The organism is Mycobacterium sp. 3519A (assembly GCF_900240945.1).
Taxonomy (GTDB): domain Bacteria; phylum Actinomycetota; class Actinomycetes; order Mycobacteriales; family Mycobacteriaceae; genus Mycobacterium.
Window position 1 is genome coordinate 1,231,955 of sequence record NZ_OESG01000013.1, and the last position, 25,261, is coordinate 1,257,215.

28 protein-coding genes are annotated in these 25,261 nt (G+C 67.2%); 9 read left to right on the top strand and 19 right to left on the bottom strand.

What is annotated here, in order from left to right; genetic code table 11:
- Positions 1-53: 53 nt before the first annotated feature.
- Together C1A30_RS13775 and C1A30_RS13780 are read right to left on the bottom strand one after the other, a co-directional pair.
- The gene (locus tag C1A30_RS13775) at positions 54-587 is read right to left on the bottom strand and encodes a YceI family protein (RefSeq protein ID WP_101948829.1); all 534 of its coding nucleotides are present in this window, start codon (positions 585-587) and stop codon (positions 54-56) included.
- A gap of 10 nt (positions 588-597) precedes the next feature.
- Positions 598-975: a nuclear transport factor 2 family protein gene (locus tag C1A30_RS13780; protein ID WP_101948830.1), complete on the bottom strand. Its 378-nt coding sequence runs from the start codon at positions 973-975 to the stop codon at positions 598-600.
- A gap of 53 nt (positions 976-1,028) precedes the next feature.
- Between C1A30_RS13780 and C1A30_RS13785 the strand changes: the two genes are divergently transcribed.
- Positions 1,029-1,658 (top strand): class I SAM-dependent methyltransferase, encoded by a 630-nt coding sequence (locus tag C1A30_RS13785; RefSeq protein WP_101948831.1) that lies wholly within the window; start codon positions 1,029-1,031, stop codon positions 1,656-1,658.
- Positions 1,659-1,717: 59 nt separating this feature from the next.
- Here the strand turns inward: C1A30_RS13785 and C1A30_RS13790 are convergent, their stop codons facing one another.
- Positions 1,718-2,323, bottom strand: coding sequence for a TIGR03086 family metal-binding protein (locus C1A30_RS13790; RefSeq protein ID WP_101948832.1), 606 nt, complete (start codon positions 2,321-2,323; stop codon positions 1,718-1,720).
- 51 nt (positions 2,324-2,374) lie between these two features.
- Between C1A30_RS13790 and C1A30_RS13795 the strand changes: the two genes are divergently transcribed.
- A complete protein-coding gene (locus C1A30_RS13795; protein WP_101948833.1) occupies positions 2,375-2,806 on the top strand; it encodes a MarR family winged helix-turn-helix transcriptional regulator in 432 nt (143 codons plus the stop codon).
- On the opposite strand, the gene C1A30_RS36050 is transcribed toward C1A30_RS13795, so the two are convergent.
- The 11 genes from C1A30_RS36050 to C1A30_RS13850 all read right to left on the bottom strand — a co-directional run bounded on the left by C1A30_RS36050 (position 2,776) and on the right by C1A30_RS13850 (position 12,624).
- Positions 2,776-3,129, bottom strand: a complete 354-nt coding sequence (locus C1A30_RS36050) for a DUF6285 domain-containing protein (protein ID WP_101948834.1) — start codon at positions 3,127-3,129, stop codon at positions 2,776-2,778. The two genes, C1A30_RS13795 and C1A30_RS36050, sit on opposite strands and share 31 nt — an antisense overlap.
- Complete coding sequence (locus tag C1A30_RS13805; RefSeq protein WP_101948835.1) at positions 3,126-4,073, bottom strand: phosphotransferase family protein; 948 nt, start codon at positions 4,071-4,073, stop codon at positions 3,126-3,128. Before C1A30_RS13805 ends, C1A30_RS36050 begins: the two co-directional genes overlap by 4 nt.
- Positions 4,070-5,308, bottom strand: coding sequence for an acyl-CoA dehydrogenase family protein (locus C1A30_RS13810; RefSeq protein WP_101948836.1), 1,239 nt, complete (start codon positions 5,306-5,308; stop codon positions 4,070-4,072). Before C1A30_RS13810 ends, C1A30_RS13805 begins: the two co-directional genes overlap by 4 nt.
- 18 nt (positions 5,309-5,326) lie before the next feature.
- The gene (locus tag C1A30_RS13815) at positions 5,327-5,938 is read right to left on the bottom strand and encodes a TetR/AcrR family transcriptional regulator (protein ID WP_101948837.1); all 612 of its coding nucleotides are present in this window, start codon (positions 5,936-5,938) and stop codon (positions 5,327-5,329) included.
- Position 5,939: 1 nt separating this feature from the next.
- On the bottom strand, positions 5,940-6,848 hold the full coding sequence (locus C1A30_RS13820; RefSeq protein WP_101948838.1) for a hydroxymethylglutaryl-CoA lyase: 909 nt from the start codon (positions 6,846-6,848) through the stop codon (positions 5,940-5,942).
- Positions 6,845-8,047, bottom strand: coding sequence for a CaiB/BaiF CoA-transferase family protein (locus C1A30_RS13825; RefSeq protein ID WP_101948839.1), 1,203 nt, complete (start codon positions 8,045-8,047; stop codon positions 6,845-6,847). Before C1A30_RS13825 ends, C1A30_RS13820 begins: the two co-directional genes overlap by 4 nt.
- A complete protein-coding gene (locus tag C1A30_RS13830) occupies positions 8,044-9,228 on the bottom strand; it encodes a S9 family peptidase (RefSeq protein WP_101948840.1) in 1,185 nt (394 codons plus the stop codon). Before C1A30_RS13830 ends, C1A30_RS13825 begins: the two co-directional genes overlap by 4 nt.
- A complete protein-coding gene (locus C1A30_RS13835; RefSeq protein ID WP_101950186.1) occupies positions 9,225-10,319 on the bottom strand; it encodes a homogentisate 1,2-dioxygenase in 1,095 nt (364 codons plus the stop codon). Before C1A30_RS13835 ends, C1A30_RS13830 begins: the two co-directional genes overlap by 4 nt.
- 63 nt (positions 10,320-10,382) lie before the next feature.
- The gene (locus tag C1A30_RS13840) at positions 10,383-10,772 is read right to left on the bottom strand and encodes a nitroreductase/quinone reductase family protein (RefSeq protein ID WP_101948841.1); all 390 of its coding nucleotides are present in this window, start codon (positions 10,770-10,772) and stop codon (positions 10,383-10,385) included.
- An 11-nt stretch (positions 10,773-10,783) separates the two neighbouring features.
- The gene (locus C1A30_RS13845; RefSeq protein ID WP_101948842.1) at positions 10,784-11,950 is read right to left on the bottom strand and encodes an acyl-CoA dehydrogenase; all 1,167 of its coding nucleotides are present in this window, start codon (positions 11,948-11,950) and stop codon (positions 10,784-10,786) included.
- A gap of 107 nt (positions 11,951-12,057) precedes the next feature.
- Positions 12,058-12,624, bottom strand: coding sequence for a TetR/AcrR family transcriptional regulator (locus C1A30_RS13850; protein ID WP_101948843.1), 567 nt, complete (start codon positions 12,622-12,624; stop codon positions 12,058-12,060).
- Positions 12,625-12,915: 291 nt separating this feature from the next.
- On the opposite strand from C1A30_RS13850, the gene C1A30_RS13855 reads away from it, so the two are divergent.
- Both C1A30_RS13855 and C1A30_RS13860 read left to right on the top strand, forming a co-directional pair.
- Positions 12,916-13,890 carry an esterase family protein gene (locus C1A30_RS13855; protein WP_101948844.1) on the top strand — a complete coding sequence of 325 codons (975 nt, stop codon included), beginning with the start codon at positions 12,916-12,918 and terminating at the stop codon, positions 13,888-13,890.
- Positions 13,891-13,960: 70 nt separating this feature from the next.
- Positions 13,961-14,959, top strand: coding sequence for an MDR family oxidoreductase (locus C1A30_RS13860; protein ID WP_101948845.1), 999 nt, complete (start codon positions 13,961-13,963; stop codon positions 14,957-14,959).
- 26 nt (positions 14,960-14,985) lie between these two features.
- Here C1A30_RS13860 and C1A30_RS13865 read toward each other — a convergent pair whose 3' ends face one another.
- Entirely contained in the window at positions 14,986-16,197 is a 1,212-nt protein-coding gene (locus C1A30_RS13865; protein WP_101948846.1) for an acyl-CoA dehydrogenase family protein, read from the bottom strand.
- 20 nt (positions 16,198-16,217) lie between these two features.
- Positions 16,218-17,594: an acyl-CoA dehydrogenase family protein gene (locus C1A30_RS13870; protein WP_101948847.1), complete on the bottom strand. Its 1,377-nt coding sequence runs from the start codon at positions 17,592-17,594 to the stop codon at positions 16,218-16,220.
- Positions 17,595-17,744: 150 nt separating this feature from the next.
- On the opposite strand from C1A30_RS13870, the gene C1A30_RS13875 reads away from it, so the two are divergent.
- Entirely contained in the window at positions 17,745-19,631 is a 1,887-nt protein-coding gene (locus tag C1A30_RS13875; RefSeq protein ID WP_101948848.1) for a CHASE3 domain-containing protein, read from the top strand.
- A gap of 3 nt (positions 19,632-19,634) precedes the next feature.
- Here C1A30_RS13875 and C1A30_RS13880 read toward each other — a convergent pair whose 3' ends face one another.
- Complete coding sequence (locus tag C1A30_RS13880) at positions 19,635-19,916, bottom strand: hypothetical protein (RefSeq protein WP_101950187.1); 282 nt, start codon at positions 19,914-19,916, stop codon at positions 19,635-19,637.
- A 95-nt stretch (positions 19,917-20,011) separates the two neighbouring features.
- Complete coding sequence (gene hisN, locus C1A30_RS13885; protein WP_101948849.1) at positions 20,012-20,797, bottom strand: histidinol-phosphatase; 786 nt, start codon at positions 20,795-20,797, stop codon at positions 20,012-20,014.
- A gap of 23 nt (positions 20,798-20,820) precedes the next feature.
- Here hisN and C1A30_RS13890 point away from each other — a divergent pair, with 23 nt between their 5' ends.
- Positions 20,821-21,150: a hypothetical protein gene (locus C1A30_RS13890; protein ID WP_101948850.1), complete on the top strand. Its 330-nt coding sequence runs from the start codon at positions 20,821-20,823 to the stop codon at positions 21,148-21,150.
- A gap of 84 nt (positions 21,151-21,234) precedes the next feature.
- Here the strand turns inward: C1A30_RS13890 and C1A30_RS13895 are convergent, their stop codons facing one another.
- Positions 21,235-22,599: an FAD-dependent oxidoreductase gene (locus tag C1A30_RS13895; RefSeq protein WP_101948851.1), complete on the bottom strand. Its 1,365-nt coding sequence runs from the start codon at positions 22,597-22,599 to the stop codon at positions 21,235-21,237.
- Positions 22,600-22,713: 114 nt separating this feature from the next.
- On the opposite strand from C1A30_RS13895, the gene prfB reads away from it, so the two are divergent.
- The 3 genes from prfB to C1A30_RS13910 are packed head-to-tail and all read left to right on the top strand — an operon-like array spanning position 22,714 to position 25,233.
- The gene (gene prfB / locus C1A30_RS13900) at positions 22,714-23,820 is read left to right on the top strand and encodes a peptide chain release factor 2 (RefSeq protein WP_067808170.1); all 1,107 of its coding nucleotides are present in this window, start codon (positions 22,714-22,716) and stop codon (positions 23,818-23,820) included.
- Entirely contained in the window at positions 23,810-24,790 is a 981-nt protein-coding gene (locus C1A30_RS13905; RefSeq protein WP_101948852.1) for a mechanosensitive ion channel family protein, read from the top strand. Before prfB ends, C1A30_RS13905 begins: the two co-directional genes overlap by 11 nt.
- Positions 24,787-25,233, top strand: coding sequence for a hypothetical protein (locus C1A30_RS13910; protein WP_101948853.1), 447 nt, complete (start codon positions 24,787-24,789; stop codon positions 25,231-25,233). Before C1A30_RS13905 ends, C1A30_RS13910 begins: the two co-directional genes overlap by 4 nt.
- The last annotated feature ends 28 nt before the right edge of the window (positions 25,234-25,261 follow it).

Sequence of the window (25,261 nt, forward strand, 5' to 3'; positions counted from 1 at the left end):
CGCGTGGGAGGTGCCCCCACAACGCGGCTTTCCGCCGCTTGATCGGCGTACGGCTAGTACTGGCGGCGGAGCACGACCTCTCCGGAAATCGTCACCTCGTCGGAGAGCATGCCCATCAGGTTGCCGTCGACACCGAAGTCATTGCGGTCAACGGTCGCCTGCGTGCTCAGCCGCACCGCATGCTCGTCGATGACTTCGACCGTGGCGCGCAGCGGCAGCAGCGCGGCGGTGCCCTTTATGGTGAGTTCGGCCTTCAGGTCGACGGTGTCGGCGTCGACGGGCTCGGCGCCGGTGACGGCAACGCTGATCGTGGGAAACCTCTGCACGTCGAAGTATTCGGCCGAGCGCAGATGCCTGTCGCGGATGCGCAACCTGGTGTCCAGCGACGCCGCCTGAATCTCGATGCGGCCGAGTATCTTTCGCTGGTCTGTGATTTGGCCGTCGCCGATGAACCCGGTGAATCGGCCCGCGACGGTGGCGAGGCCCCACATCGACTTGGTCGAGAAACCGATCGTCGAGTGGCCCGGGTCAACTTCCCAGACTCCGACAGTCGCCGGGTTGCTGAGAAGTCGTTGTGTGCTTGACATGTCACCTCCGCTACTCCAGCAGCGGGGCGATCTCTGCTGGGTCGAAGTACTCGTCGATCCGACTGATCAAACCGTCGTCGCCCACCTTGATCACGATGCAGACCCGCATCGAGATCAATCCGCCGGTGTGGCCGCGGGCGTGCAGGATGTGCTGCTGGACGAAACCGCCCTCGAAGAACTTGCGCTCGAGAATTTCGTAGCGGCGCTCGGTCGTCGCGCCGACGAACCAGTCGATGACCCGCAGCGCCCGAGCTTTGTCGCGCTCGCGGTCAGCCACCTTCCACACGACGACGTCGGGCGCCCAAAGCTGCTCCACCGCGGCGATGTCACCGTTCTGGATGGCGCCGAACAACCGGTCGGCGACGTCGGCAATCGTTTCGGCAATCATCTTTCGTTCGTCTCCTTGACCTCAAGTTGGGTTGAGGGAGAACCCTTGTCTTCATGGATTCAACACCAACCTTGTCCCGCTTTGACGACGCCTATCGGACCAAGACCGCGCCATGGGTCATCGGCGAGCCGCAGCCGGCCGTCGTCGAGCTGCAACGTGCCGGCTGGATCCGCAGCAAGGTGCTCGATATCGGCTGTGGCACAGGTGAACACACCATCCTGCTCACCCGGCTGGGCTACGACGTGGTTGGTATCGACTTCTCGTCGAACGCGATCGAGCAAGCCAGAGCCAACGCCGCGGACAACGGCGTGGATGCTCGTTTCCAGGTTGCCGACGCGATGAACCTCGCCCCCGATGCCACCTACCAGACCATTCTCGACAGCGCGCTTTTCCACATCTTCGACCAGGCCGACCGGGTGCGATACGTGCACAGCCTGCACGGTGCGCTCCGCCGCGATGGGCTGGTCCACGTGCTCGCCCTGTCCGACGCGGGTCGCGGCTTCGGCCCGCAGGTCAGCGAGGCCGATATCCGCGGGGCGTTCGCAGAGGGCTGGGCGCTGGAGGCGCTGCACACCACCACCTACCGCGGCGTGGTGAACGAGGCGCAGGCCGACGCCATCCGACTGCCCGCCGGAACGCGCGTCGACGAGCCGGCCTGGCTGGCCCGCGCTCGTCGCCTCTGAGTGGTTTCTGCACGTTCTAGCGCGCTGAGCGCTCGGGAACGCACACAAATCGTTATTTCCTAAGCCGGTGACCGGCCGAGGTGCGCCAGTGCCCGGTCGAGGTCGCTGAGCCCGTCGGCGACCTCGACGGCCGGAGCGAACGGCGAGCCCGGCGTGGTACGGAAGTCGCCGTCGGGAACTGCGAAAACCATCGGCAGAACAGCCGCGATCACGTCATCGGGCAGCGTGAACGGCACCCCGATCGTGCGCGCCACATCCCAACCGTGCGCGACGTAGTCGACGAAGTGGAAGCCGATCGCTTGAGCGCCGGGGAACACGGCGCCCGGCCCGAACTCAGGAAGAGCGAACGAGCCCGTCAGTACACCGTCGTCGGCGAAGGCGTCGAGGACGGCGGCCGCGGCGGTGGCGTAGGTGGCTGCCGGATCGGCAGCCACGGCGTCGGCCACCGTACCGGCGTCCCACTGAGCGAGGTCAGCGCCGTCACCGCGGGCGGCCGCTGCGAATCCGCGGTGCTGCACGGTCATGTGTGCCAACAACTGGCCCAGGTCCCAGCCGGCACACGGTGTGGGGCGCTGCAAATCCGTGGAGGCGACGTTGTTTACGACGTCGACAGAGGCCAGGACCGCAGTTCGGTGCAACGCGCGAATATCGCTATCAATAAGCATGTGCAGATCGTATGCGCATGCTTATTATTGGTCAATGTTTAGTATCCCGGTGTGACCCCCAGGCGCAAGCGACCCGACCTCGCCGCCATGCTCGCGCCGCTGGTCCGGGACATGATGGCTGCCGAACTGCCGGTGCTCGCGGAAAACGGCCTGTCGATGTGGGGTTACAGCGTGCTGGTCGCACTCGACCGGTCGTCGATACGCACCCAGGCGGCGCTCGCGGAGGCGATCGGCGCGGACAAGACTCGCATCATCGCCGTCCTCGACGAACTCCAGGAGAAGGGACTGATCGAGCGTGTCCCTGATCCGGACGATCGGCGGGTGCGCTTACTGGCCATCACCGAAGCCGGGCGCAGAGTGAAAAACCGTACGCAGACGGCGATTCAACGCGGGGAGGAGCGGTGGCTCGGCACGCTGTCGCCAAGCGATCGCACCACGTTCCTGCGCGTGCTTCAGGAGCTGTCGGGCGTCGACTGGTCGTAACCCGGATGGGCGACGGCCAACCGGTGACGGATCAGGCTGCGCAGGACGGGCAGCACCTCGCCGGTCCGGTCGTCCAATGACCCGGCGCGGATGGCCGCCGCCAGAGCGGGCTCGTCGGCGAAGCCGAGGGCGGCCAGCGCCTTGGTGACCTCGGCGGCAGAGTCGTCGGTCAGTTCGCGCTCGACGATGCGCAGCACGTTGGCGGCGACGCGGGCGTGGAAGTTGACCTGTCCGTCGATGTTGGACCGGACGTCGTTGTCGAGGAAGTCGGCGACCGCGGCGACCAGTTCGGCCGCGGTGGGCCGTCCGTAGAGCCAGTTCACTTCGCCTCCAACAGGTCGAGCACATCCCACTCGGTTTCGGCGACGCGGCGGCCGATCGCCGCCAGTTCCACCGACGGCGTCTGCCCCGACAGGTGCCGCTCTGCCTGGAACCGGCAGATGACGCCCCAGCTCAGCGTGGCGGCGACCAGCCACCAGCGGAAGGCGTCGCGATCAAGCGCGACACCGGCCGCCGCCTCGTACGCGGACAGGAACGCCTCGACGCTGCCCAGCCCGCCCGCGCCGAGCGACTCGGGCGCGCCGAACCGCCATGCCCGGATGCAGAACCACGCGAGATCCTCGTACACCTCGCCGGTGTGCACCAGTTCCCAATCCAGCACGGCGGCGAGCCCATCGCCGTCGACGATCAGGTTGCCCATCCGGAAGTCCCCGTGCACGAGAACTCTCTGCGACGGCGGCCGCCGGTGGCGGTCCAGCCAGCGGAACGCCCATTCGAATGTCGCTGTGGTATCGCCCATTTCGTCGAGGCGCTGCCGCCACCCGGCCAGCTGGTCGGCCTCGGCCAGCCCAATGCCGTCGGGGTCGGCGCGGTGAATCGCGGCGAGGGCCTCGGCGCACTGCCGCAGCAGTCGCGCCCGGCCCGCGTCGTCGAGGCTGCGGTGGATTTTCCTGACGATCGTCTCGCCTGCGATCGCGTCGCAGATGAGATACGGATTACCCAGTGCGGCAACCGAATTGTCGGCGGCCAGGATGTGGGGGACGGGTGCGCCGGCCGCGGCCGCGCGCTGTTGCACCGCGGCCTCCAACTCCATGCCGGCGTGCACGTCATCGGGTGGCCCGGTCCGCAGGATCAACGGGCGGCGTTGATCGCCGACGGCGTCGAACGCCCATGTGGTGCGGCTGGCACCGCCGGTCAGCGCGCGCAGGTTCTCGACGCTGACATCGCCGAGCACCGGTCGCAGCACCGCCGCCAGCTGATCTCTCACTTGCGCCCGAACCCGAAGAGCCGCTGGGCCACCCGACGGATCTGGATCTCCTCGGCGCCTTCGGTGATGCGGTAGCGCCGGTGGTGCCGGTAGATGTGTTCGAACGGTTCGTGTCTGCTGTAGCCGACGCCCCCGAACACCTGCATGGCCCGGTCGGCGGCCTCACAGACCAGCCGGTTGGCCCGGTAGTTGGCCATCGACACCTTGTCGGAGACCTCCATGTGGTGATTGGCGTCGAGTTGGGTTGCCGCGTAATACACCAACAGCCGCACCATCTGGGCTTCGGTCTGCAGTTCGACGAGCGGCCATTGCACGGCCTGGTTGACCGAGAGCGGCTTGCCGAACACCGATCGGTCGTTGGCGTAGCCGACGGCGCGGTCGATGCAGTACTGCGCGGCGCCGAGGCTGCTGGCGGCCTGCCGGATCCGGTTCTCGTGCAGGAAGGTCTGGCCGACCTCCAGGCCGCGGTCGACTTCGCCGAGTACCGCGTCGCCTGCCACGCGGACGTCGGTCAGTTCCACTTCGCCGTGGTCGGTCGGCATGTTGAACGTCCACCAGTAGTACGGCACCGTGAAGCCGGGGCTGTCGGTGGGCACGAGGAACGCGGTGATGCCACGGGCCTGACCTGGCTCACCGGAGGTGCGCGCGAACACCAGATCGTGCGTCGCCCGGTGGACACCGGTGTTGAACCGCTTGGCGCCGTTGATCACCCACTCGTCGCCGTCGAGGACGGCGTGGGTTTCCAGCCAGGTCGCGTCCGATCCGTGGTTCGGTTCGGTCAGCCCGAACGCCATCGACCGCTCACCGGTGATCAGCGCCTCGGTCCATTCCGCCTTCTGCGCCTCGGTACCGAACCGGTCCATCATGATCACCTGCGGGAAGTTCCCGACGATCGAGGACTCGTCCTGCAGGTCGTTGTGCAGTCCGAGGCCCTTGTGCGCCAGGTGTTCCCGGATCACCGCCATGTCGATGTTGGTGCCGTCGCGGCCGCCGAACCGCGACGGCAGCCCGTAGCGCAACCAACCCGCCTTGTCTGCCCGCTTGCGCATCTCGCCGAGCAGGTCCTCCCATTCCCGTCGCGGGATGCCGCCGTTGTCCCAGTCGGTGCGGGCATGCTCGCGGCGCTGGTCGAAGTACTGGATGTGCTCACGCTCCAGCGGTTTGATCTCGGCCTCGATGAACGCGTCCATCTCGGCAAGCAACCCCGGAAGGTGCTCTGGTAGGGCGAAATCCACGGTGATTCTCCTCTGTTGTCAGAACCCGTACAACGTCTTCTTCCAAATCCTCGCCAGTGTGGCGACGGCGTCCTCGTCGGTGATCTCCAACCCAAGGCCAGGGGTGCCGACGAAGACGGTGGTGAAGTTCTCGAACAGCAGCGCGATCGCGGCGGCGGTGTGTTCGGGGACGAGTTCGGCCCCGTAGCCCTGCTCCTGAGCGCGCCGCACCGACGCGGCCACGATGTCGATCCCGAAGCGGCGAAATTCATTCTGCACAGCGGCGAATCGCGGCTGAGTGGCGGCAAGTTGAGCGACGGCGATCATTACGCCGATGTTCTGCTTGAAGATGGTCCAGTAGCCGGTCACGACGGAGGTGAAGAACGCGTCGTCGTCGGGGGAGTCGGGCAGATCGAGATCCACCCCCAGTGGCGCGACGGTGTCGTGCAGGAACGACTCGGCCAGCGCGGCGAGCAGATCCTCCTTGTCGCCGAAGTAGCGGTAGAACACGGCGGGCGACTTGCCCGCCGCCGACGTGATGTCGGCCAGCGTTGTGCCGTGAAACCCACGCTCGGCAAACAGCTTCCGCGCCGCCTGCTCGATGGCGTCCCGGGTTTGGCGACCCTTGGCGCTCAGGGCTTCGACGGGCACGCTAGCCGCCGAGGATGCGGTCGCCCGCGCGCAGCAGCGAACTCGGCAGGTCGTGGCCGACCACGCGTTGTGCCACCTCGGCGGCGGCGATCGCGGCCTGCAGGTCGACGTCGACGTGAATGCCGCTGTCCCGCAACAGGTACACCAGGTCTTCGGTGGCGATGTTGCCGCTGGCGCCGGGGGCGAACGGGCAACCGCCGAGGCCGCCGACCGAGGCGTCCAGTCGGGTGACGCCCGCGCTGACCGCCGCGTAGGCGCTGGCAAGTCCAGCGCCGCGGGTGTTGTGGAAGTGTGCGCCGAGCGGAATATGGCCGATTCGCGGTCGGATTCGCTCGATCAGGTCGACGACCCGCCGCGGGGTGGTGGTGCCGATGGTGTCGGCGATCGCGAGCCTGTCGGCACCGGCGTCGCACGCCGCGCTGATCACGTCGACCACGCGCTCGGCCGGGGTGGGCCCGTCGAACGGGCAGTCCCACGCCGTGGCGATGATGACCTCGACCGACGCCCCGCTGTCGTGGGCGATCGCGAGGATCTCCGGAATCTGTGCGGTGGCTTCGGCCGTGGACCGGCCGACGTTGGCGCGGCTGTGGCCGTCGGCGGCCGACACCACGTATTCGATCGAGCCCAGGCCCGCCGCGATCGCACGCTTGGCGCCGTTGGGGCTGGCGACCAGCGCCGAGAACTCGATGCCGGGAAACGACGGTAGTTCCGCTGCCAGTTCCGCGGCGTCGGCCAGCGCGGGCACCTTCGACGGTGACACGAACGCCGTCGCCTCCATCTCCCGAACTCCCGTGGCGGCGACCGCCGCGAGCAGTTCGAGCTTCGCGGACAACGGAATCGGCGCCTCGATCTGCAGGCCGTCGCGCATCGACACGTCGCGGATGTCGACGGCCTCAGGTAATCCCGTCACAGCACACCCTTTCCTCGCAGCGTCTCCAGTTCCTCCGCGGTCTTGCCGAGCAGGCCCTGATAGATCTCGTCGTTGTGCTGTCCCGGGCTGGCCGGGCCAGCGTTGCGGATGGTTCCCGGGGTCTGCGACAGCACCGGCACGACGCCGGGGCCCTTGACGTTTCGCCCGATCCGGTCGTCCCAGTGGTCGGCGATCATGCCGCGGGCATTCAGCTGCGGATCGTTGACCACCTCGGCGACGGTGTTGATCGGGCCGCTGATCACACCGGCGTCGCTGAGCGTGGCGATGATGTCGGCCGGCTGGCGCTGCGCGGCCCACGCGCCGATGATCTTGTCCAGCTCGTCCTGATTGCGGCCCCTGGCAACGTGATTGGCGAACCGCTCGTCGGTCGCCAGCTCCGGTTGGTCCATCGCGGCGCACAGCCTGCGGAACACCGTGTCCTGGTTGGCGGCGATCACCACCCAACTGCCGTCGGCCGTCGGGTAGATGTTCGACGGTGCGATGCCCTCCAACCGGGTGCCCGACGGGCCGCGCACCACACCGCCGACGTCATAGTCGGGAATCGTGGATTCCTGTACCGCCAAACATGATTCGGTCAGCGCCGCGTCGACGATCTGACCTTCACCGGACACCGTGCGGCGATACAGCGCCGCCAGCGCACCCTGCGCGGCGAACATCCCGGCCAGGCTGTCGCCCAGTGACAGGGCCAACCGGGGGGGAGGGCCGCCGGGGAAACCGTTCATGTGCCTCAGCCCGCTCGCCGCCTCGGCGACGGACGCATAGCCGGCCTTGTGCGCCTCGGGTCCGGTCTGACCGTAGCCGGACACGCGGACCAGGATGATGCCCCGATTGCGTTCGCGCAGCACGTCGTAACCGAGGTTCCACTTCTCCAGCGTGCCGGGCCGGAAGTTCTCCACGATGATGTCGGAGCGTTCGACGAGGTCGAGGAACAGCGCGCGACCCGCCTCCTCGCGGAGGTTCAGCGTGACGGCTTTCTTGTTGCGGGCGTGCACGGTCCAGAAGAAGTGATGACCGTCCAGTTCGGCCTGACCCCAGGTGCGCAGCGGGTCGGGCGCCCCCGGCGGTTCGATCTTGATGACTTCGGCACCCATGTCGCCGAGCAGCCGGCCCGCGAAGGGCCCGGAGATCAGCGTGCCGACCTCGATGACCCGAATGCCGTCCAGCGGGCCGACTGTCATAGCGAGAATCCGTGCCGGTGCAGCCAGTCCGTGCAGATGCCGACCGCCTCGCGCAGCGTGTCGCGCTGGCCCGGGCCGGAGTAGTAGTGGTTGGCGCGGTGTATTTCGTGCATTTCCTTATCAGGATGCCCGATGGCGTCGAAGATGCGGCGGGTGTGGCTGGGTGTGCACGCGTTGTCGGCCAGGTTGCCGATCACCAGCGTGGGCACGTCGATGCCCGGGCCGGCCTTGACGGCGTCGCCGTTGGCGTCGTCGTAACTCCACTGCGACAGCCAGCTGCGCAGCGTGCAGAACCGGGCGAGGCCGAACGGTCCCATGTTGACCACCTGCGGGTCGCCCAGGTAGGTGCTGCGCGGTTCGCGCTCGTTCGGGTCGACGGTGGGATCCAGCCAGCGGGGGTCTGCCATCGTGCCGTGCACGACGAAGGCGAACTCGTCATCGGGGCGCCCAGCGGCCTTCAGCTCAGCGAGCTTGTCCTTGACCCACTTGGTGATTCGCCGGTTGCGCGCCACCTGAGCGGCCCGGTAGCGCTGCAGGAATTCCTCGGTATAGGGCGGCTGATTGGGGTTGTCCGGGTTGTACAGGTCGAGTTCCGGATCCCGCTTGGACGGGTCCGACTCGTCGAGGATGGACGCGTCCAGCCATTCGGTCAGTGTGCCGTGGCGGCTGATGTGCGCGGCCAGCATCATGATGCCGTCGGCGGGGATCAGGCCCAGTTTGGTCAGGTCGGGACCGTCGCCGGACGGGCTTGCGGTCACCGTCGGATAGGTGGCCTGCTGTTGGTAGAACGCCGACAGCGAACCGCCGCCACTCCAGCCGGCCAGCACCACCTTCTGATAGCCCAGCCGGTTCTTGGCGTCCTTGATGCATTCGCCGAGATCCTCGACGACCTTCTCCATCAGCAGCGCGGAGTCCGTGCCCCGGAACCGGCTGTTGCAGTAGATGACGTGATGGCCCGCGCGGGCCAGCGCGTTGATCATCGGCAGGTACGCCCCGCCCCCGATGGGGTGCATGAACACCAGCACCGTGTCCGACGGCTTGATCTTCGGCTTGAGCAGATAGCTCTCGAGGACGATCAGCTCGGAGACGCCGCCGTAGACATCCCGGACACCCGAAAGATTCTGGTACGCAATCAAATACGGGATACGGTCATATTCGTACTTCACGACCGTGGACGTCATGAGTGCTGCCCAAGGTCGTTGGCGAGGATGTCGGCCGACGGCACCAGCCTGCGCCGGGTGTCCACCGCGATCACCGACCAGTCCACCGAGTCGTACTCGTCGAATTTGCGGCGTGCACGCTCGCGAGCCTTCTCCGGCGCGCCGTGGTGAACCCCTTGCGGGGCATGGGAAATGAGTCCGGGCGGCATCGGTATTCCGTACAGCGAACCGCCGTGGAAGAACGCGATCTCGTCATAGTCGACGTTGCGGTGATACCAGGGTGTGCGCTCGGTTCCCGGCACGCCCTCGGCCGGTTTGGGCAGGAAGTTCATCACATACACGCCGGTCGCCTGCATGAACAGATGCACGGTGGGCGGTAGGTGCACGCTGTCGGACGTCACCACGTTGTAGTCGTCGATGTTGAACGTGAACGCGAAGTTGTCGCCGCGCCACCCTTCGACGTCGAGCGGATGATGTTGGTAGAACAGCGAAGTCGGCCCGCCGTCATGGATCAGCCGCACCTCGTACTGGTCGCGGCCGTCGTCGTCTATGGGCGCGGGCTCGGGGATGGTCGCCTGCGACGGGTCGAACGGGAAGTGTCGTCCCAGATAGCCCGGCGGCGGCACCCGGAACTCGTCGGTGGCCTGGATCATCAACAGCGTGGACTCTTCGTCGGGGACTTGCCGGAACGTGCACGCCTTGGGGATGTAGACCCAATCGCCTTGGCGATAGCGCAGCGGACCGAACTCGGTCTCCAGAAGACCGGAGCCGCGGTGGACGAAGCTGAGCAGATCGCCGTCGACGTAGCGGACGAAGAACGGCATCGCCTCGCTGCGCCGCGACAGCAGCACCTGGCAGTCGGCGTTGGAGAACATCAGCAGCGGCCCGCCGGCCGCGTCGGTGGCGTCGCCCGGCTTCAGTTGGTCGGCGAGCACGTCGACGGGACGCAGCGGACCGGACGCGCGGTAGGCGGTGGGGTCGTGGCGCCGGTAGATGTTGGCGGTCCGACCGGTGAAGCCCCCGCGGCCCAGCTCGTCGTCCTTGAGGCCGTCGAGATCGGCGTGTAATCGCTTCGGGGTGCGGCCTTTTCGCAGGTGCACGAACGATTCCATGGCGGCCTCCATCAACGTCGACGAAAAAACTAAAAGTGATGTTAGTTTTACTTCTAAGTCGGGTCAATCCACCACGTCGACGCGGATGGTCAGCAGATTGGTGCCGAAGGTGCGTACACCCATGCTGTTGAACGCGGGCAGCGACTTCAGTCGCTCGTGCGGATCGTCGTCGGGCAGAAGATGCGCGACGCCCTTGTGCCACCGCCCGTTCAAGCGCACCCGGACGTTGGGGTCGGCCTTGATGTTCTTGACGTACTGCGACTTCTCGCCGAACTCGGAGACGAACCAGAACTGGTCGCCGACCCGACCGCCGCCCAGCGGGGTGCGTCGGGGTGCACCCGATTTGCGGCCCGTCGTCTCCAGCAGTGTCTGAAACGGCAGCAGTCGCATCAGCGGGTTGGCCACCCGCTTCTGGAACGTGCTGGTGATGCGGTCTCGCAGTTCGTTGGCCATGGGGTCCCCTCTCACACCATCGCGGTTCGCGGCACCTTCATCCCCAGTGTGAGGGCTCCGGCGAGTTCGCGGCTGGTGTCGTAGTCGAAAACCACGTGCCCGCAGATCACGTCGACGTCGCGCTTGATCCGCTGCAGTGGGTTGTCGAGGAAGTGGGCGCTGGCGCCGGACGCCTCGAGCAGGTTGCCGATCACCGCGCGCGACTCGTGCACGATGTGGGCTGCCGCGAGCCTGGCCTCCCCGCGCACCTGCCGTGGCACGGGATCGCCTGTGGCAAGGCGGTTTTCGATGTCTGCGACGGTGTCGGCGAGCAGGCCGTGTAACGCGCGCAGCCGGACGCGGGCTTCGGCCAGATGCGCCTGGGCGATCGGCTTGTCCTGCTGCACCACGCCTTCGTATGCCAGCACCCGCTGCGACAGTCGCTCGGCGTAGATTTCGGCGGCGCGTTCGGCGCTGCCCAGTGCCGGCATGGCCGCCAGCAGCGCCAACGCGGGCACCATCGGCCAGCGATAGGTGTCGGCGTCGTGCAGACCCGCCCCCGGCGCCGTCCCGGTGTAGATGTCGGCCACCCGCACCAACCGGTGCGCAGGGACGAAGACATCGGTGGCGACGACGTCGTTGGACCCGGTGGCGCGCATGCCGTCGGTGTGCCAGACGTCGTCGATCTCGACCTGGTCGATCGGCAGCAGGGCCAGCGCGGGGTAGATCTCCTGCTCGGGGCCGCACAACGCGCCGACGATGACCCAGTTGCCGTGCATCACGCCGGTGGCCCACGACCAGCGGCCGGTGAGCCGGATGCCGTCGGCGCACGGGAGGCCGCGGCCCGTCGGAGCCAGCGGTGCGGGTGCGAGGAACGGCCGGGTGGCGAACGCCTCCTGCTGCGCGCGTTCGTCGAACAGCGCGAGCATCCAGTTGTGCAGCGCGTAGAACCCGATCGTCCACGCGCTCGACGCGCAGCCATGCGCCATCCGGCGGACGGGATCCAGGATGGCCGGGAAATCGGCCTGCGCGCCGCCGTAGCGGGCGGGCACCAGCAGGTCGGTGAAACCGGACGCGAGGAGGTCGTCGACGGTGGCCTGCGGCAGCCTGCGCAGTCGTTCGGCGTCCAGCGCCCGTTCGCCGAGTCGCGCGACGAATTCTGGGCTGATCGTCGGCCGAGCGGCCGTTTTGGCGGGCATGGCGGGACGCTACCATACCTTTTGGTATGGACGACGCGCCGAAACTGCGACCAGATCGTGATCTGGCAAAGTTTCGAGATCTGGCCGCAGTCTCGGCGCGGTGAGCGTCAGCGCTTGAGCATGATGTCGAGGAAGCCCTCGCGCCCGGCGGCGGCGCGGGCGTTCGGGTGCGGGCCGGCCAGGTGCAGGAAGCCGACGCCGGCGGCGAACGTGGCGTTGGCCCGCAGTTCGGCGTCGTCGGCGTCGAAGCCGTGATCGAGGAAGGCCTGGCGTACCGCGGCGAGTACGCGCAGATCGGCGGCGCGCACGCTCGCCGCCACGTCGGTATCGGTGCGGGCCCACTCCCGCATGGCGCGCTCCAAGGTCCAGTGACGGGGGCTGACCAGCGACGACATCATCCGGGACAGGCGTTCCCGCGGCGGAAGCGTGGCCAACTCGCCGAGGTCGCTGCGGTCATCGCCGCGCAATTCGCCCCAGGCCTGCACCAGCGCGGTGCGGTAACCGGCGATGTCGGTGAAGTGCCAGTAAAAGCTGCCCTTGGTCACTTCGAGGCGGCGACACAGCCGATCGACCTTGAGCGCCTTGATGCCCTCCTCGGCCAGAATCGCAAAGCCCGCCTGGATCCAGTCGTCGACCGACAACCGGTTGCCCGTCGGCGCATCGGCCCTCCCCATAAGCCGCAGCCTACGGACCCGCGAGGCAAGGAACTAACGCGGGAGAAACCGCCGATAATTCACAGGAATGTGGCAGTCAACGCCAGTCGGGGTTTCAGCTGCGCTGGTCACATGTTTTACTGCACACGCACAACTGAAATTTTCTCGGTCCGCTCTTCCGCCGAACCGGGCTCAGTAGAGCGGGCGCGACAGCGCAGTAGAGACAGTGCTGCGGTGGCGAATGACGATCTGTGGTCGTCGGGGAACTAGTTACAGCTGTAGCGGTAACCGGAAGATGGATGGAATTGCTCTATGAGGTTCGTTGACAAGATTCGTGGCCATTGGGCGCGCCGGTTCGCGGTGGCAGCCATCGCGGCGGCCGTCCTGCCTGGCGTGGTTGGCCTAGCTGGAGGGTCCGCGACCGCGGGTGCCTTCTCCCGGCCAGGCCTGCCGGTCGAGTACCTGATGGTGCCGTCGCCGTCGATGGGCCGGGACATCAAGATCCAGTTCCAGAAGGGCACCGGCACGAAGGCGGTGTACCTGCTCGACGGCCTGCGCGCTCAGGACGACTACAACGGCTGGGACATCAACACCCAGGCGTTCGAGTGGTTCCTCGATACGCCGCTGTCGATCGTCATGCCGGTCGGTGGCCAGTCGAGCTTCTATTCCGACTGGTATTCGCCCGCGTGCGGTAAGAGCGGCTGCCAGACGTACAAGTGGGAGACCTTCCTGACCAGCGAGCTGCCGCAGTGGCTGTCCGCCAACAAGGGCGTGTCCACTACCGGCAACGCCGCGGTCGGCCTGTCGATGGCGGGCAACTCCGCGATGATCCTGGCGGTCTATCACCCCGAGATGTACATCTACGCAGGTTCGTTGTCCGCGTTCCTCAACCCGTCCGAGGGCAGTTGGCCGTTCCTGATCAACATGGCGATGGGCGATGCAGGCGGATACAAGGCCAACGACATGTGGGGCCCGACCGAGGATCCGAACAGCGCATGGAAGCGCAACGACCCGATGGTGCAGATTCCGGCGTTGGTGGCCAACAACACTCGGTTGTGGGTGTACTGCGGCAACGGCACGCCGAATGAGTTGGGCGGCGCCGACCTGCCTGCGACGTTCCTCGAGGGTCTGACGATCCGCACCAACGAGACGTTCCGCGACAACTACATCGCCGCGGGCGGTCACAACGCGGTGTTCAACTTCCCGCCGAACGGCACTCACAGCTGGGGCTACTGGGGTGCGCAGCTTCAGCAGATGAAGCCGGACCTGATTTCCTACCTCGGCTGATCACCGGAACACGCGAAAGCCCCCGACACCGGCCGAGTCGGGGGCTTTTGCGTTGGTGAATACTGAGCCCATGGTCGCAGTCAATGCTTTGGTCGCACACCAGGATGCCGAGGGCACGATCACGCTTGCGCACGAGGTTGTCGACGACAGCTTCTTGCCCGAGGGTGACGTCACCATCTCCGTCGAATACTCCGGCGTCAACTACAAAGACGCACTGGCCATCACCCCGAAGGGCGGTGTGGCACGGTCGTATCCGCTCATCCCGGGTATCGATGTCGCAGGCACGGTGACCGCAAGCGCGGTCGACGACTTCGCGGTGGGGGACCGGGTGGTCGCTCACGGATACGACATCGGCACCGGACGCCACGGCGGATACGCCGACACCGCCCGGTTTCCGGCCGACTATCTGGTCAAGCTGGATACCCTGACCACCGCGCAGGCGGCCGCCATCGGCACTGCCGGCTTCACAGCGGCTATGAGCGTCAACGCAATTCGCGCACACGGGGTGCGGCCTCAGGACGGGCCGGTGCTGGTGACCGGTGCGACGGGCGGCGTCGGCAGCGTCAGCGTCGACTTGTTGGCCGGCCTCGGCTACGAGGTGATCGCATCCACCGGAAAGGCGGAGGCACACGATTACCTGATGGGGCTCGGCGCGTACCAGGTGGTCGGCCGGTTGCCCGCGGAGGGCGAGAAGGTTCGCCCGCTCGGCAAGTCGAGCTACGCCGCGGTGGTCGACAGCGTCGGCGGCGACACTCTTGCGTACGCGTTGAGCACGCTCAATTACGCTGGCGTGGCGGCGATTTCAGGTCTGGCCCGGTCGGCTGATCTGCCGACGACGGTGATGCCGTTCATCCTGCGCGGTGTCACGCTGGTAGGCATCGACTCGGTGCTGCTGCCGATCGACAAGCGTCGCGAACTGTGGCAGTCGATCGCCACCGAGTTACTGCCCGACCACCTCGACGACATCACCCACGACGTCTCGATCCTCGACGCACCGCAGACCTTGCGCAGCATCGTCGGGGGCGGCGTCACGGGCCGCACCCGCGTGGTGGTCAAGGGCGGCTTCTAACCGGGCTGCTCGCCGGGAGGAAGGGGCTACTTCAGCTCGGACGATGACAGGCCCAGCAGGCGGCGAGCCACCACCAGTTGCTGGATCTGCTGCGTGCCCTCGAAGATGTCGAGGATCTTGCTGTCGCGGGCCCACTTCTCCAACAGCGCCTGCTCCGAATAGCCGACGGTGCCTGCCAACTCGACCGCCTTGAGCGTGATGTCGCTGGCGACGCGGCCGGCCTTGGCCTTACCCATCGACGCTTCCTTGGAGTTCGGGATGTTGTTGTCGGCCTGCCATGCGGAGCGGACCATCAGCAGATAGGCCGCCTCCCAATCGGATTCCATGCGCAGGAACTCGGCTGCGGGCGCGCTCTGTGCGTGTGACGGCTTGTCGTAGGAGATCTCGACACCGGCCTCGGTGAGGATCTTGCGCAGTTCCTCGAGCGCGGCGCGGGCGATGCCGACCGCCATCGCGGCGACCACCGGACGCGTGTTGTCGAAGGTCTCCATCACCCCGGCGAAGCCCTTCTCCACCTGGATCTCCGGGCTGCCCAGCAGGTTGTCCTTCGGGATGCGGACGTTGTCGAACCGGATCACCGCGGTGTCGGAGGCCTTGATGCCGAGCTTGTCCTCGAGACGCTCGACGGTGACGCCGGGGTAATCGCGCGGCACGATGAACGACTTGATCGCCGCGCGGCCCAACGACTTGTCCAGCGTCGCCCACACGACGATGTGGGAGGCCCGAGATCCGGCGGTGACGAAGATCTTCTCGCCGTTGATGACGTACTCGTCGCCGTCCAGCTTCGCGGTGGTCGACACCGCCGCGGAGTCCGAGCCGAAGCCGGGCTCGGTGATGGCCATGGCCGCCCACACGCCCTTGCCGAGCCGCTCCAGCTGTTCGGGGGTGGCCACGCTGGAGATCGCGGCGTTGCCGAGGCCTTGGCGCGGCACGGACAGCATCAAAGCGACGTCGCCCCAACTGATTTCCATCACGTTGAGGACGGCCGACATGTTGCCGCCGTTGTGGTTCGTTTCCTTGGTCTCGGTGCCCGCGAAGGCCTCGGCGCCGGCGAACGCGAAAGCCTTTGCGTCCGAGATGCCTTCGAACAATGTCGCCAGCGTGTCCAACTCGACCGGGTATTCGTGCTCGCGCAGGTCCCACTTGCGGGCGATCGGCCGCAGCATTTCAGCGGCGCCCTGATGCGCCTTCTCGATGACCGCTTCCAGCTTGCGCGGCAGTTCCAGATTGATTGCCATGGTTCGACTTTCGCTCGAAGTTAGACGACGACGACACCCTCGGCGACGCCGATGGCCCGCAGATCGCGGTACCAGCGTTCGACCGGGTGCTCCTTGGTGTAACCGTGGCCGCCGAGCAGTTGCACGCCGTCGAGTCCGATCTGCATGCCCTTGTCGGTGCCCAGTCGCTTGGCCAGCGCGGCCTCACGGGCGAACGGCAGGCCCTGGTCGGCGCGAGAGGCTCCGCGCCAGGTGATGAGCCGCAACCCGTCGAACTCGATCGCGATGTTGGCGCACATGAACGCCACCGCCTGCCGGTGCGCGATCGGTTCGCCGAAGGCGTGCCGCTCCTTGACGTAGGGCACCACGTAGTCGAGCACCGCATGCGCGGTCCCGACCGCCAACGCCGCCCACCCCAGCCGCGACAGCGCGACGGCTTCGGAATAGTCGGCGTCGGTCGCACCGTCCTCGCCGAGGCGCGCGCTCAACGGCACGGTGACGCGGTCGAGTTCGACCTTGCCGAGCGCCGCCGCGCGGATACCCATGCTCGGGTCGGCAGTGACGGTGAGGCCCTTGGCCGACGACTCGACGATGAACAGCGCCGGCTTGCCGTTGAGTTGTGCTGCCACGATGAACAATTCGGCGTTCGCGGCCGCGGGTACCAACGACTTCACGCCGTCGAGGCGGTAGCCGCTGGGGGTGCGCACCGCGGTGGTCTTCAACGCGGTCGGATCGAAAAGCGGATATGGCTCGGCGATCGCCACACATGCCTGCGGCACGTTCTCACCCGCGAACTCCTTGAGATACGTCGCCTGCTGATCGGCGCTGCCCCAGTGCGTCAACGCGGAGGCGACGCCGGCAGGCGCCAGGATCGGCAGCGCCAGACCCATGTCGCCGTACGCCAGCGCCTCGGCCACCAGCACGTTGGTCACCGCGGCGCGGTGGGCGGCGATGCCGTCGAAATCCTCGGGCACGTTGATGGCCGTGATGCCCAGTTCGGTCGCCTTGGCGACGAGGTCCGGGGGATAGGCGGTGGCCTCGTCGGCGTCGTGCGCGGCGGGACGGATCACCTCCTCGGCGAACTCGGTGACGGTGTCGACGATCATCTGCTGTTCGTCGTCGGGGGTCAGGTCGAAGTAGTCCGCCCCGCTCTTCTTCAGCCGGGTCGGCCCGCCCGGCGCACCCGAGACCCGCTTGAACTGCCGATTGGCCGCGCCCGCAGCGGTGAACACCTGCTTGACGCCGTACTTCAGGCCGCGGTTCAGCGGATCCCGCAGGTTGTAGCGGTCCAGGAACTCCTGCCCGACGATGGGCGTGATCAGCGCCAACCCGATGTCGGTCGCTGTCCTGCGGTGCTTGTGCATGCCGACGGCGCTCTCTTTGCCCGAGCGCTTCTTGGACGGCAGTGTGTTGGTCATGTCAGCTGCCTCACTTGCTGGTGGACGTGCGCGAACACGCAACTGACTCAAGAGTAAGGTATGCGAACTGACTCTTGAGTAAGGTACGTCGATTTGTTGTGAAGCTCACACGCTCATGCTCTACCTTTAGGCGAACTGAAAGGTGCCTGAATGCGAGTCGGGCTGACGACGCGACTGCTCGTGGCGACGGGCGTGGTCGCGGTGATCGTCACGACCGCATTCGTTCTGCTGTTTGTCGCGCTGGCCTCCGTGCACCGCGCCAGGGATCTGGCCACCCATTCGGCGGACGAGTCGTTCGTCGCCCGCGACGTGCGCCGCACGCTCGGCGACATGGAGACCAACCAGCGCGGTTACATCATCACCGGCGAACCGAACTTCCTCGCCCCGTGGGAATCGGCTCGCCAGAAGCTTCCGGAAAGGTTGACAACGCTGCGCGCCATGGTCGACCACCCGGGTCAGGCCGAGCGGGCCGCGGATCTGCAGACCAGCGCGCTGGCCTACGTCCACGACTACGCGGAGCCTCTCGTCGCCGCCGCGCGCCGCGGTGAACCGTGGGTACGGGGTCTTCCCGCCAGCGAGGAAGGCAAGCAGCGGATGGACGCGCTGCGCAGGCAGCTGGACGAATTCCTGATGACGGAGTTCGCGTTGAGCAACGCGGAGCAGGTGAACGCCGACCGCGACTATCAGCAGGCCACGATCATCGCGGGCGTCGGACTCGGGGCCTCGCTGGTGGTCACCGCGCTGAGCACCCTGTATCTGGCCCGCGGGGTCGTCGGTCCGGTGCGGCGGACCGCCCGAATGGCGGAGCGGCTGTCGGCCGGTGATCTGACGGCGCGGGTGCCCGAGACCAGCAAGGCCGAAATCGGGGTGCTGGAGCGCAATTTCAATGCGATGGGCGAATCGCTGCAGCGCGGTCGTGACGCGCTGGCCCGCGTCACCGACGAACAGGCCGCGCTGCGCCGCGTCGCGACATGCGTGGCGGAGGGGCGGCCGGCGCGGGAGATCTTCACCTCGGTCACCGAGGAAGTCGGATTGCTGCTCGACGCCGAAATCACCCGCCTGTTGCGGTTCGAGTCGGACGGCAGCGCGACGGTGGCCGCCGCGTGGACCCGCACCGGGCACCCGGTGACCACCGGGTCGCGTATCGAGATCGACGTGACCGTGGCGGCGCGCGTGCGCCAGAGCGGAACGTCGGCGCGGATCACCGAAGAGTCGCCGCCCGGCCTGTCGGCGGGCTCCTACTCGGCGGTGGGCGCGCCGATCATGGTCGGCGGTTCACTGTGGGGCGCGATGACTGCGCTGTCGCCGCTGGACCGTCCGCTTCGCGACGACACCGAAGCCCACATGGTCGAATTCACCGACCTGGTCGGCACCGCCATCGCGAACGCGCAAGCCCACGCCGACCTGATGGCATCGCGCGCCCGCATCGTGACAGCGGCCGACGAAGCGCGACGACGCATCGAACGGGATCTGCACGACGGCATCCAGCAACGCCTCGTCGCGCTCGCGCTGAAGCTTCGGTTGGTCGAACCGGACGTGCCCGCGGACCCGCCCACGCTGCGAAATGACTTGGCGGCGTTGGACACCGGGCTGCTAGAGGCGGTCGAGGAGTTGCGGGAGTTGTCCCGAGGCATTCACCCGGCGATCCTGTCCAAGGGTGGACTGGGCCCCGCGCTGCGCTCGCTGTCACGGCGCTGTGCCGTGCCGATCGAACAGGATGTCCACGTCGACGGGCGGCTTCCGGAGAACATCGAGGGCGCGGCCTACTACGTCGCCGCGGAGGCGCTGACCAACGCGGCCAAACACTCGAACGCGTCGGTCGTGACGCTCCGAGCCGTCGTCGAAGATGACCGCCTGGTCCTGACGATCCACGACGACGGGGCCGGCGGGGCCGATCCGTCCGGTGGTTCAGGACTGGTCGGCCTCACCGACCGCGTCGAGGCGGTCGGAGGCACGCTGACCGTCGTCAGTCCACGAGGTGACGGAACGACGTTACGGGCCGAACTGCCACTGCAATTCACCGTCGGGGTGGACTAGCGGTCACCTGTGCCCGCCGCCATGAAAACCGCCGAAGCCGCCGCCGTGAAAGCCGCCGAAGCCGTCGCCGAGCAGGAACGCTTCGTCACCGTACGGGTTGTACGACAAAGGCGCTGGGGTGGCATCGATTTGAACGTTGCCCGGTGATTGGCACACGGTACCGCCGCCGGTGTCGGCACAGTCGTCGCTGACCGTGGCAGCCGACGCGATCGGTGCGGCGAAGATCGCCGCGGCCACCGCGGCGGCACCCAATACCGGTGTGACGTAAGTGAGTTTGGTGCGCATCGCGTTCTCCTTCATCGGCTGTCTTTGATGCACTTCCAGACTGCTCGAGCCAGGAGTCGATGTCGTCCCCGCTGTCGGGTGTCAAGGCCCCCCAGCTAACCGGTAAGCCTGTGCAGAACCGCTTCGTGCAGAAGCTTGTTGGTGGCCACCGCGCTGCCGCCGTGCGGCCCCGGCGATCCGGACAGGTCGGTGAACGCGCCACCGGCTTCGCGCACGACGATGTCGAGTGCGGCGAGGTCCCACAGCGACACCTCGGGTTCGGCGGCGATGTCGACGGCGCCCTCTGCGAGCAGGCAGTAGGAAAAGAAGTCGCCGTAGGCGCGGACCCGCCACACCGCGTCGGTGAGGTCGATGAAGCGGTCCCGCAAGCCCAACTCGGCCCACCCCGACAGGCTCGAGAACGACAGGCTTGCCGATTCGAGGTCGGCCACTGACGACACCGCGATCGGTCGGGGCGCCGCACCGGCGAATGAGGTGAACGCGCCGTCGCCGGCGCCCGCCCACCAACGACGTTGCAGCGCAGGCGCACTCACCACGCCGGCGACGGGGACACCATCCTGCAGCAGGGCGATCAACGTCGCCCACACCGGTACGCCGCGCACGAAGTTCTTGGTGCCGTCGATCGGGTCGATCACCCATTGCCGACCCGTGAACGTCGCGGTGCCGCCGAATTCCTCGCCGAGCACCAGGTCGTCGGGCCGCTCCTGCGACAGGGTGGCGCGCAGGCTCTGCTCGACGCCGCGGTCCGCATCGGTGACCGGCGTCAGGTCCGGTTTTGTGTCGACGTGGAGGTCCAACGCGCCGAAGCGCTCCATCGTCAGCACATCGGCCCGGTCGGCCAATCGGCACGCCAGGACCACGTCATCTCGGACCGCATACATGGCAGCAGTCCTACCATGGCGGTGTGCTGGAGTTCGTGATCATCATCGTGCTCATCGGGGCCCTGGTCGCGCTCGCGGCGCCCTGGATCATGCGACGGCGCGGTGCCGGTGCCGACTGGGTACAGGGCAACCTGCTGGTCACCGGCGTCAGCCCGAAACCAGAAGCCACCGGAGAGCAATTCGTCACGATCACCGGCGTGATCAACGGCCCGACGGTCGACGAACACGTCGTGTATCAGCAGTTGGCCATCGACGTCGCCGACTGGCCGACCATGGGCCAGCTGTTCCCGGTGGTGTACTCGCCGACCAACCCGGACCGCTGGGCGTTCGCCCCGACGGACGCGACGCCCTAACGCGCCGAATGTGGGGTTGACGCACGCTTTCGCCGCCGACGGCGTGCGGGTAACCCACGTTCGCCGCCGGCAAGGTAGAAATCCCTAGCCGTGCGCGATGCGCAGTAGCTCCGCCACACTGGTCAGCTTCACCCGCGGCCTACCGTGCGGCTCGCCGGCTGACCGTTCGTAATCGTTGATCAGCTTCCAGTGGTCGTCGGTGATCAGCTTCGGCTGCCGCGACAGCAGCCACTCCACCAGCGTCTCCGCATAGTCGTCGCCGACATCGGCCAACTCGGCCCCCGACAGGTCGGCGAGCAGCGTGTTGACGGTGTCCTGCGAGTCCTTCTTGTTGCTGCCGATCACGCCGGTGGGGCCACGCTTGATCCAGCCCACCACGTACTCGTTGCGGCTGCCCGCGATCCTGCCGTCGGTGTGCGGGATGGTGCCGCTGCGTTCGTCGAACGGCAGCCCCGGCGTCGGGACCCCTTTGTAGCCGACGGCGCGTACCACGAGTTGCGCGGGGATTTCCTCGCGCTCGCCGGTGTCCTTGGCGACGATGCGGCCGTTGTCGTCGACGAGTTCGTTGCGGCCCAACACAATTGACTGCACGCGACCGTCGCCCTTGATCTCGATGGGGGAGGTGCGGAAGCGGAACACGATGCGCCGCTTGGCGCCCTTCGGCGTGCGTTCGGCGTAGCCGCGCAGCACCTTGATGTTGTTGCGCACCGTCTTGGGCGCGGCTTCCAGGTCCGCCTCGGAGATGTCGGCGAAGTCGGCAGGGTCGACGATCACGTCGACGTCGCCGAGGCCTTCCAGGTCACCGAGTTCGCGTAGCTCCAGCGTCGTGAACGGCGCCTGCAGCGGCCCGCGCCTGCCGACGATCAGCACCTCTTCCACGCCGCGGTCGTGCAGCGACTTCAACGCGTGATCGGCGATGTCGGTGGTGGCCAGCACGTCGGGATCGGTGACCAGGATGCGCGCCACGTCGAGCGCGACGTTGCCGTTGCCGACCACGACCGCACGCCCGCTGGAGACGTCGGGCGCCATCTCCTCGTAGTGGGGGTGGGCGTTGTACCAGCCGACGAAGTCGACGGCGGCCACGCTGCCCGGCAGGTCCTCGCCGGGGATGCCCAGCGCCCGGTCGGCCTGCGCGCCGACGGCGTAGACCACCGCGTCGTAGCGCTCGGCCAGCTCAGCGGCCTGCACATGGTCGCCGACGACGATGTTGCCGAAGAACCGGAACCGCGGATCCAGCGCGGTCTTCTCGAACTGGGCGCTGATCGATTTGATCTTCGGATGGTCCGGTGCCACGCCCGAGCGCACCAGGCCCCACGGGGTCGGCAGCATCTCCAGCATGTCGACCAGGACGTCGGCTTCTTCGGTGGTGTCGGCGAACTTCAGAAGCGAGGCCGCGGCAAAGTAACCCGAGGGTCCTGAGCCGACGATCGCCACATGGTATGGGCGCATGGATCCCTTTTGTCGAGGTTTCTGTCGCTGCCCGGTCACCCGCAGGGGGGCTGTCGCGTGGTGGCCCAGGCTGGTTGCCAGTCCGATGGTAAACCGCCGGTACCCTGAACTCCCGTGGATCCTGACCGCCAAGCCGACATCGCCGCCCTCGACTCCACCCTGACCACGGTGGAGAGGGTGCTCGACGTCGACGGGCTTCGTGGTCGCATCGAAAAGCTCGAGCACGAGGCCTCCGACCCGAATCTGTGGGACGACCAAGCGCGCGCCCAGAAGGTCACCAGCGAGTTGTCGCACGCCCAGGGTGAGCTGCGCCGCGTCGAGGAACTGCGGCAGCGGCTCGACGACCTGCCGGTGATGTACGAGTTGGCCGCCGAGGAAGGTGGCAGCGACGACGTCGCCGAGGCCGACGCCGAACTGCGCAAGCTGCGCGAGGACATCGAGGCGATGGAGGTGCGCACGCTGCTCTCGGGCGAGTACGACGCCCGCGAGGCGCTGGTCAACATCCGCTCCGGCGCAGGGGGCGTGGACGCCGCCGACTGGGCCGAGATGTTGATGCGGATGTACATCCGCTGGGCGGAGGCGCACAAGTACCCCGTCGAGGTGTTCGACACGTCCTATGCCGAAGAGGCCGGCATCAAGAGCGCGACGTTCGCGGTGCACGCCCCGTACGCGTACGGCACGTTGTCCGTGGAGCAGGGCACTCACCGGCTGGTGCGGATCAGCCCGTTCGACAACCAGGGCCGGCGTCAGACGTCGTTCGCCGAGGTCGAGGTGCTCCCGGTGACCGAGACCACCGACCACATCGACATCCCCGAATCCGACGTCCGCGTCGACGTGTACCGCTCCAGCGGGCCCGGCGGGCAATCGGTCAACACCACCGACTCCGCCGTTCGACTCACCCACATCCCGACCGGTATCGTGGTGACTTGCCAGAACGAGAAGTCGCAATTGCAGAACAAAGTGTCCGCGATGCGCGTGCTTCAGGCAAAGTTGTTGGAACGCAAGCGTTTAGAAGAACGTGCCGAGCTCGATGCGTTGAAGGGCGACGGCGGCAGTTCGTGGGGAAACCAGATGCGCTCCTACGTGTTGCATCCGTACCAGATGGTGAAAGACCTGCGCACCGAGTACGAGGTCGGCAATCCCGCGGCGGTATTGGACGGAGACATCGACGGATTCCTGGAAGCGGGAATTCGTTGGCGCAACAGACGAGATGACGAATAGCACCGTAGTAGCAGCGAGTTACGCCGACCGGTGGCATGGCTTCTGGACCGGCAACATCGGCGTCTGGATCCTCGAACGCGGTGTGCCCATTGCGCTGTATCTGATCGGCGGCCTGCTGGCGGCCCGCTTCATCAACTGGATGGCCAACAGGATCGTGCGTCGCATCGATGCCGAGTACCGCGAAAGCGACCAACTGGTGCGCTCGGAGAGCGCCAAGCACCGCCAGGCCGTCGCGTCCGTCATCTCCTGGGTGTCGGTCGCGCTGCTGTTCGTGATGGTGATCGTGCAGGTCACCCAGATCCTGGCGATCCCGATCGGATCGCTGGTCGCGCCGGCCGCCGTGCTGGGCGCGGCGCTCGGTTTCGGTGCGCAGCGCCTGGTGCAGGACCTGTTGTCCGGATTCTTCATCATCACCGAGAAGCAGTACGGCTTCGGTGACCTGGTGGCGCTGACGGTCTCCGGCATCGCCGCCCCGGCGGAGGGCACCGTGGAGGATGTCACGTTGCGCGTCACCAAACTGCGCTCCACCGAGGGCGAGGTGTACACCATCCCGAACGGGCAGATCGTCAAGACCGTGAACCTGTCCAAGGACTGGGCACGCGCGGTGATCGACATCCCGGTTCCCGCCTCGGCCGACCTGAACCAGGTGAACGACGTGCTGCACGGGGTAGCCCAGAAGGCGATGCAGGATCCGAGCCTCGAGGCGCTGCTGTTGGACGCGCCCCAGTTGATGGGCGTGGAGAGCATCGAGTTGAACACGGTGAACCTGCGGATGGTGGCGCGCACGCTGCCCGGTAAGCAGTTCGAGGTGGGACGGCGGATCCGGGTGCTGGTGGTGCGCGCGCTGCGCCGTGCAGGCATCGTGTCACCGAGTGACGGCCACACCCCGCTGGTCGAGGCCATCGTGCATCCCGCGACCGCAGGCGGTGCGGAGGAAAGCCAAGCGCCGCCGGAGCAGGCTAAGTCATGAAGTCGTGGTTCAGCGCCCGTCTCGGCCGGATGCGGGTCTCGACGATCGTGCTGGTCGTCGCGTTCGTGGCGCTGTTCTGGGTCTACCACAACTTCGAGCCCCAGCCGACGCAGCCGCAGGCGCCGCCGACCGCGGTCGTGCCCCCGGGGTTCGTGCCGGACCCGAACTACACCTGGGTGCCGAGGACCAACGTGCGCAGGCCGAAGGAGCCCGAGTACACCACCACGACGACAACCACGACGACGACGCCGACCACCACCAGCCCGACGGACACCACGACACCGTCGCCGGAGGACACCAGCCCGCCGCCGCTCACACCGACCACGACGGTGGTGCCGGGGCCGTTCGGTCCGCAGACCATCACCCAGACGCCGACGCTGACACCGGCTCCGCCCTTACCGGGGTCAGGACCGGCGCCGACGACGCCGGCGCCGCCGAGTTAGCGTTGAGCGGCTTACAGACCGGTCACCG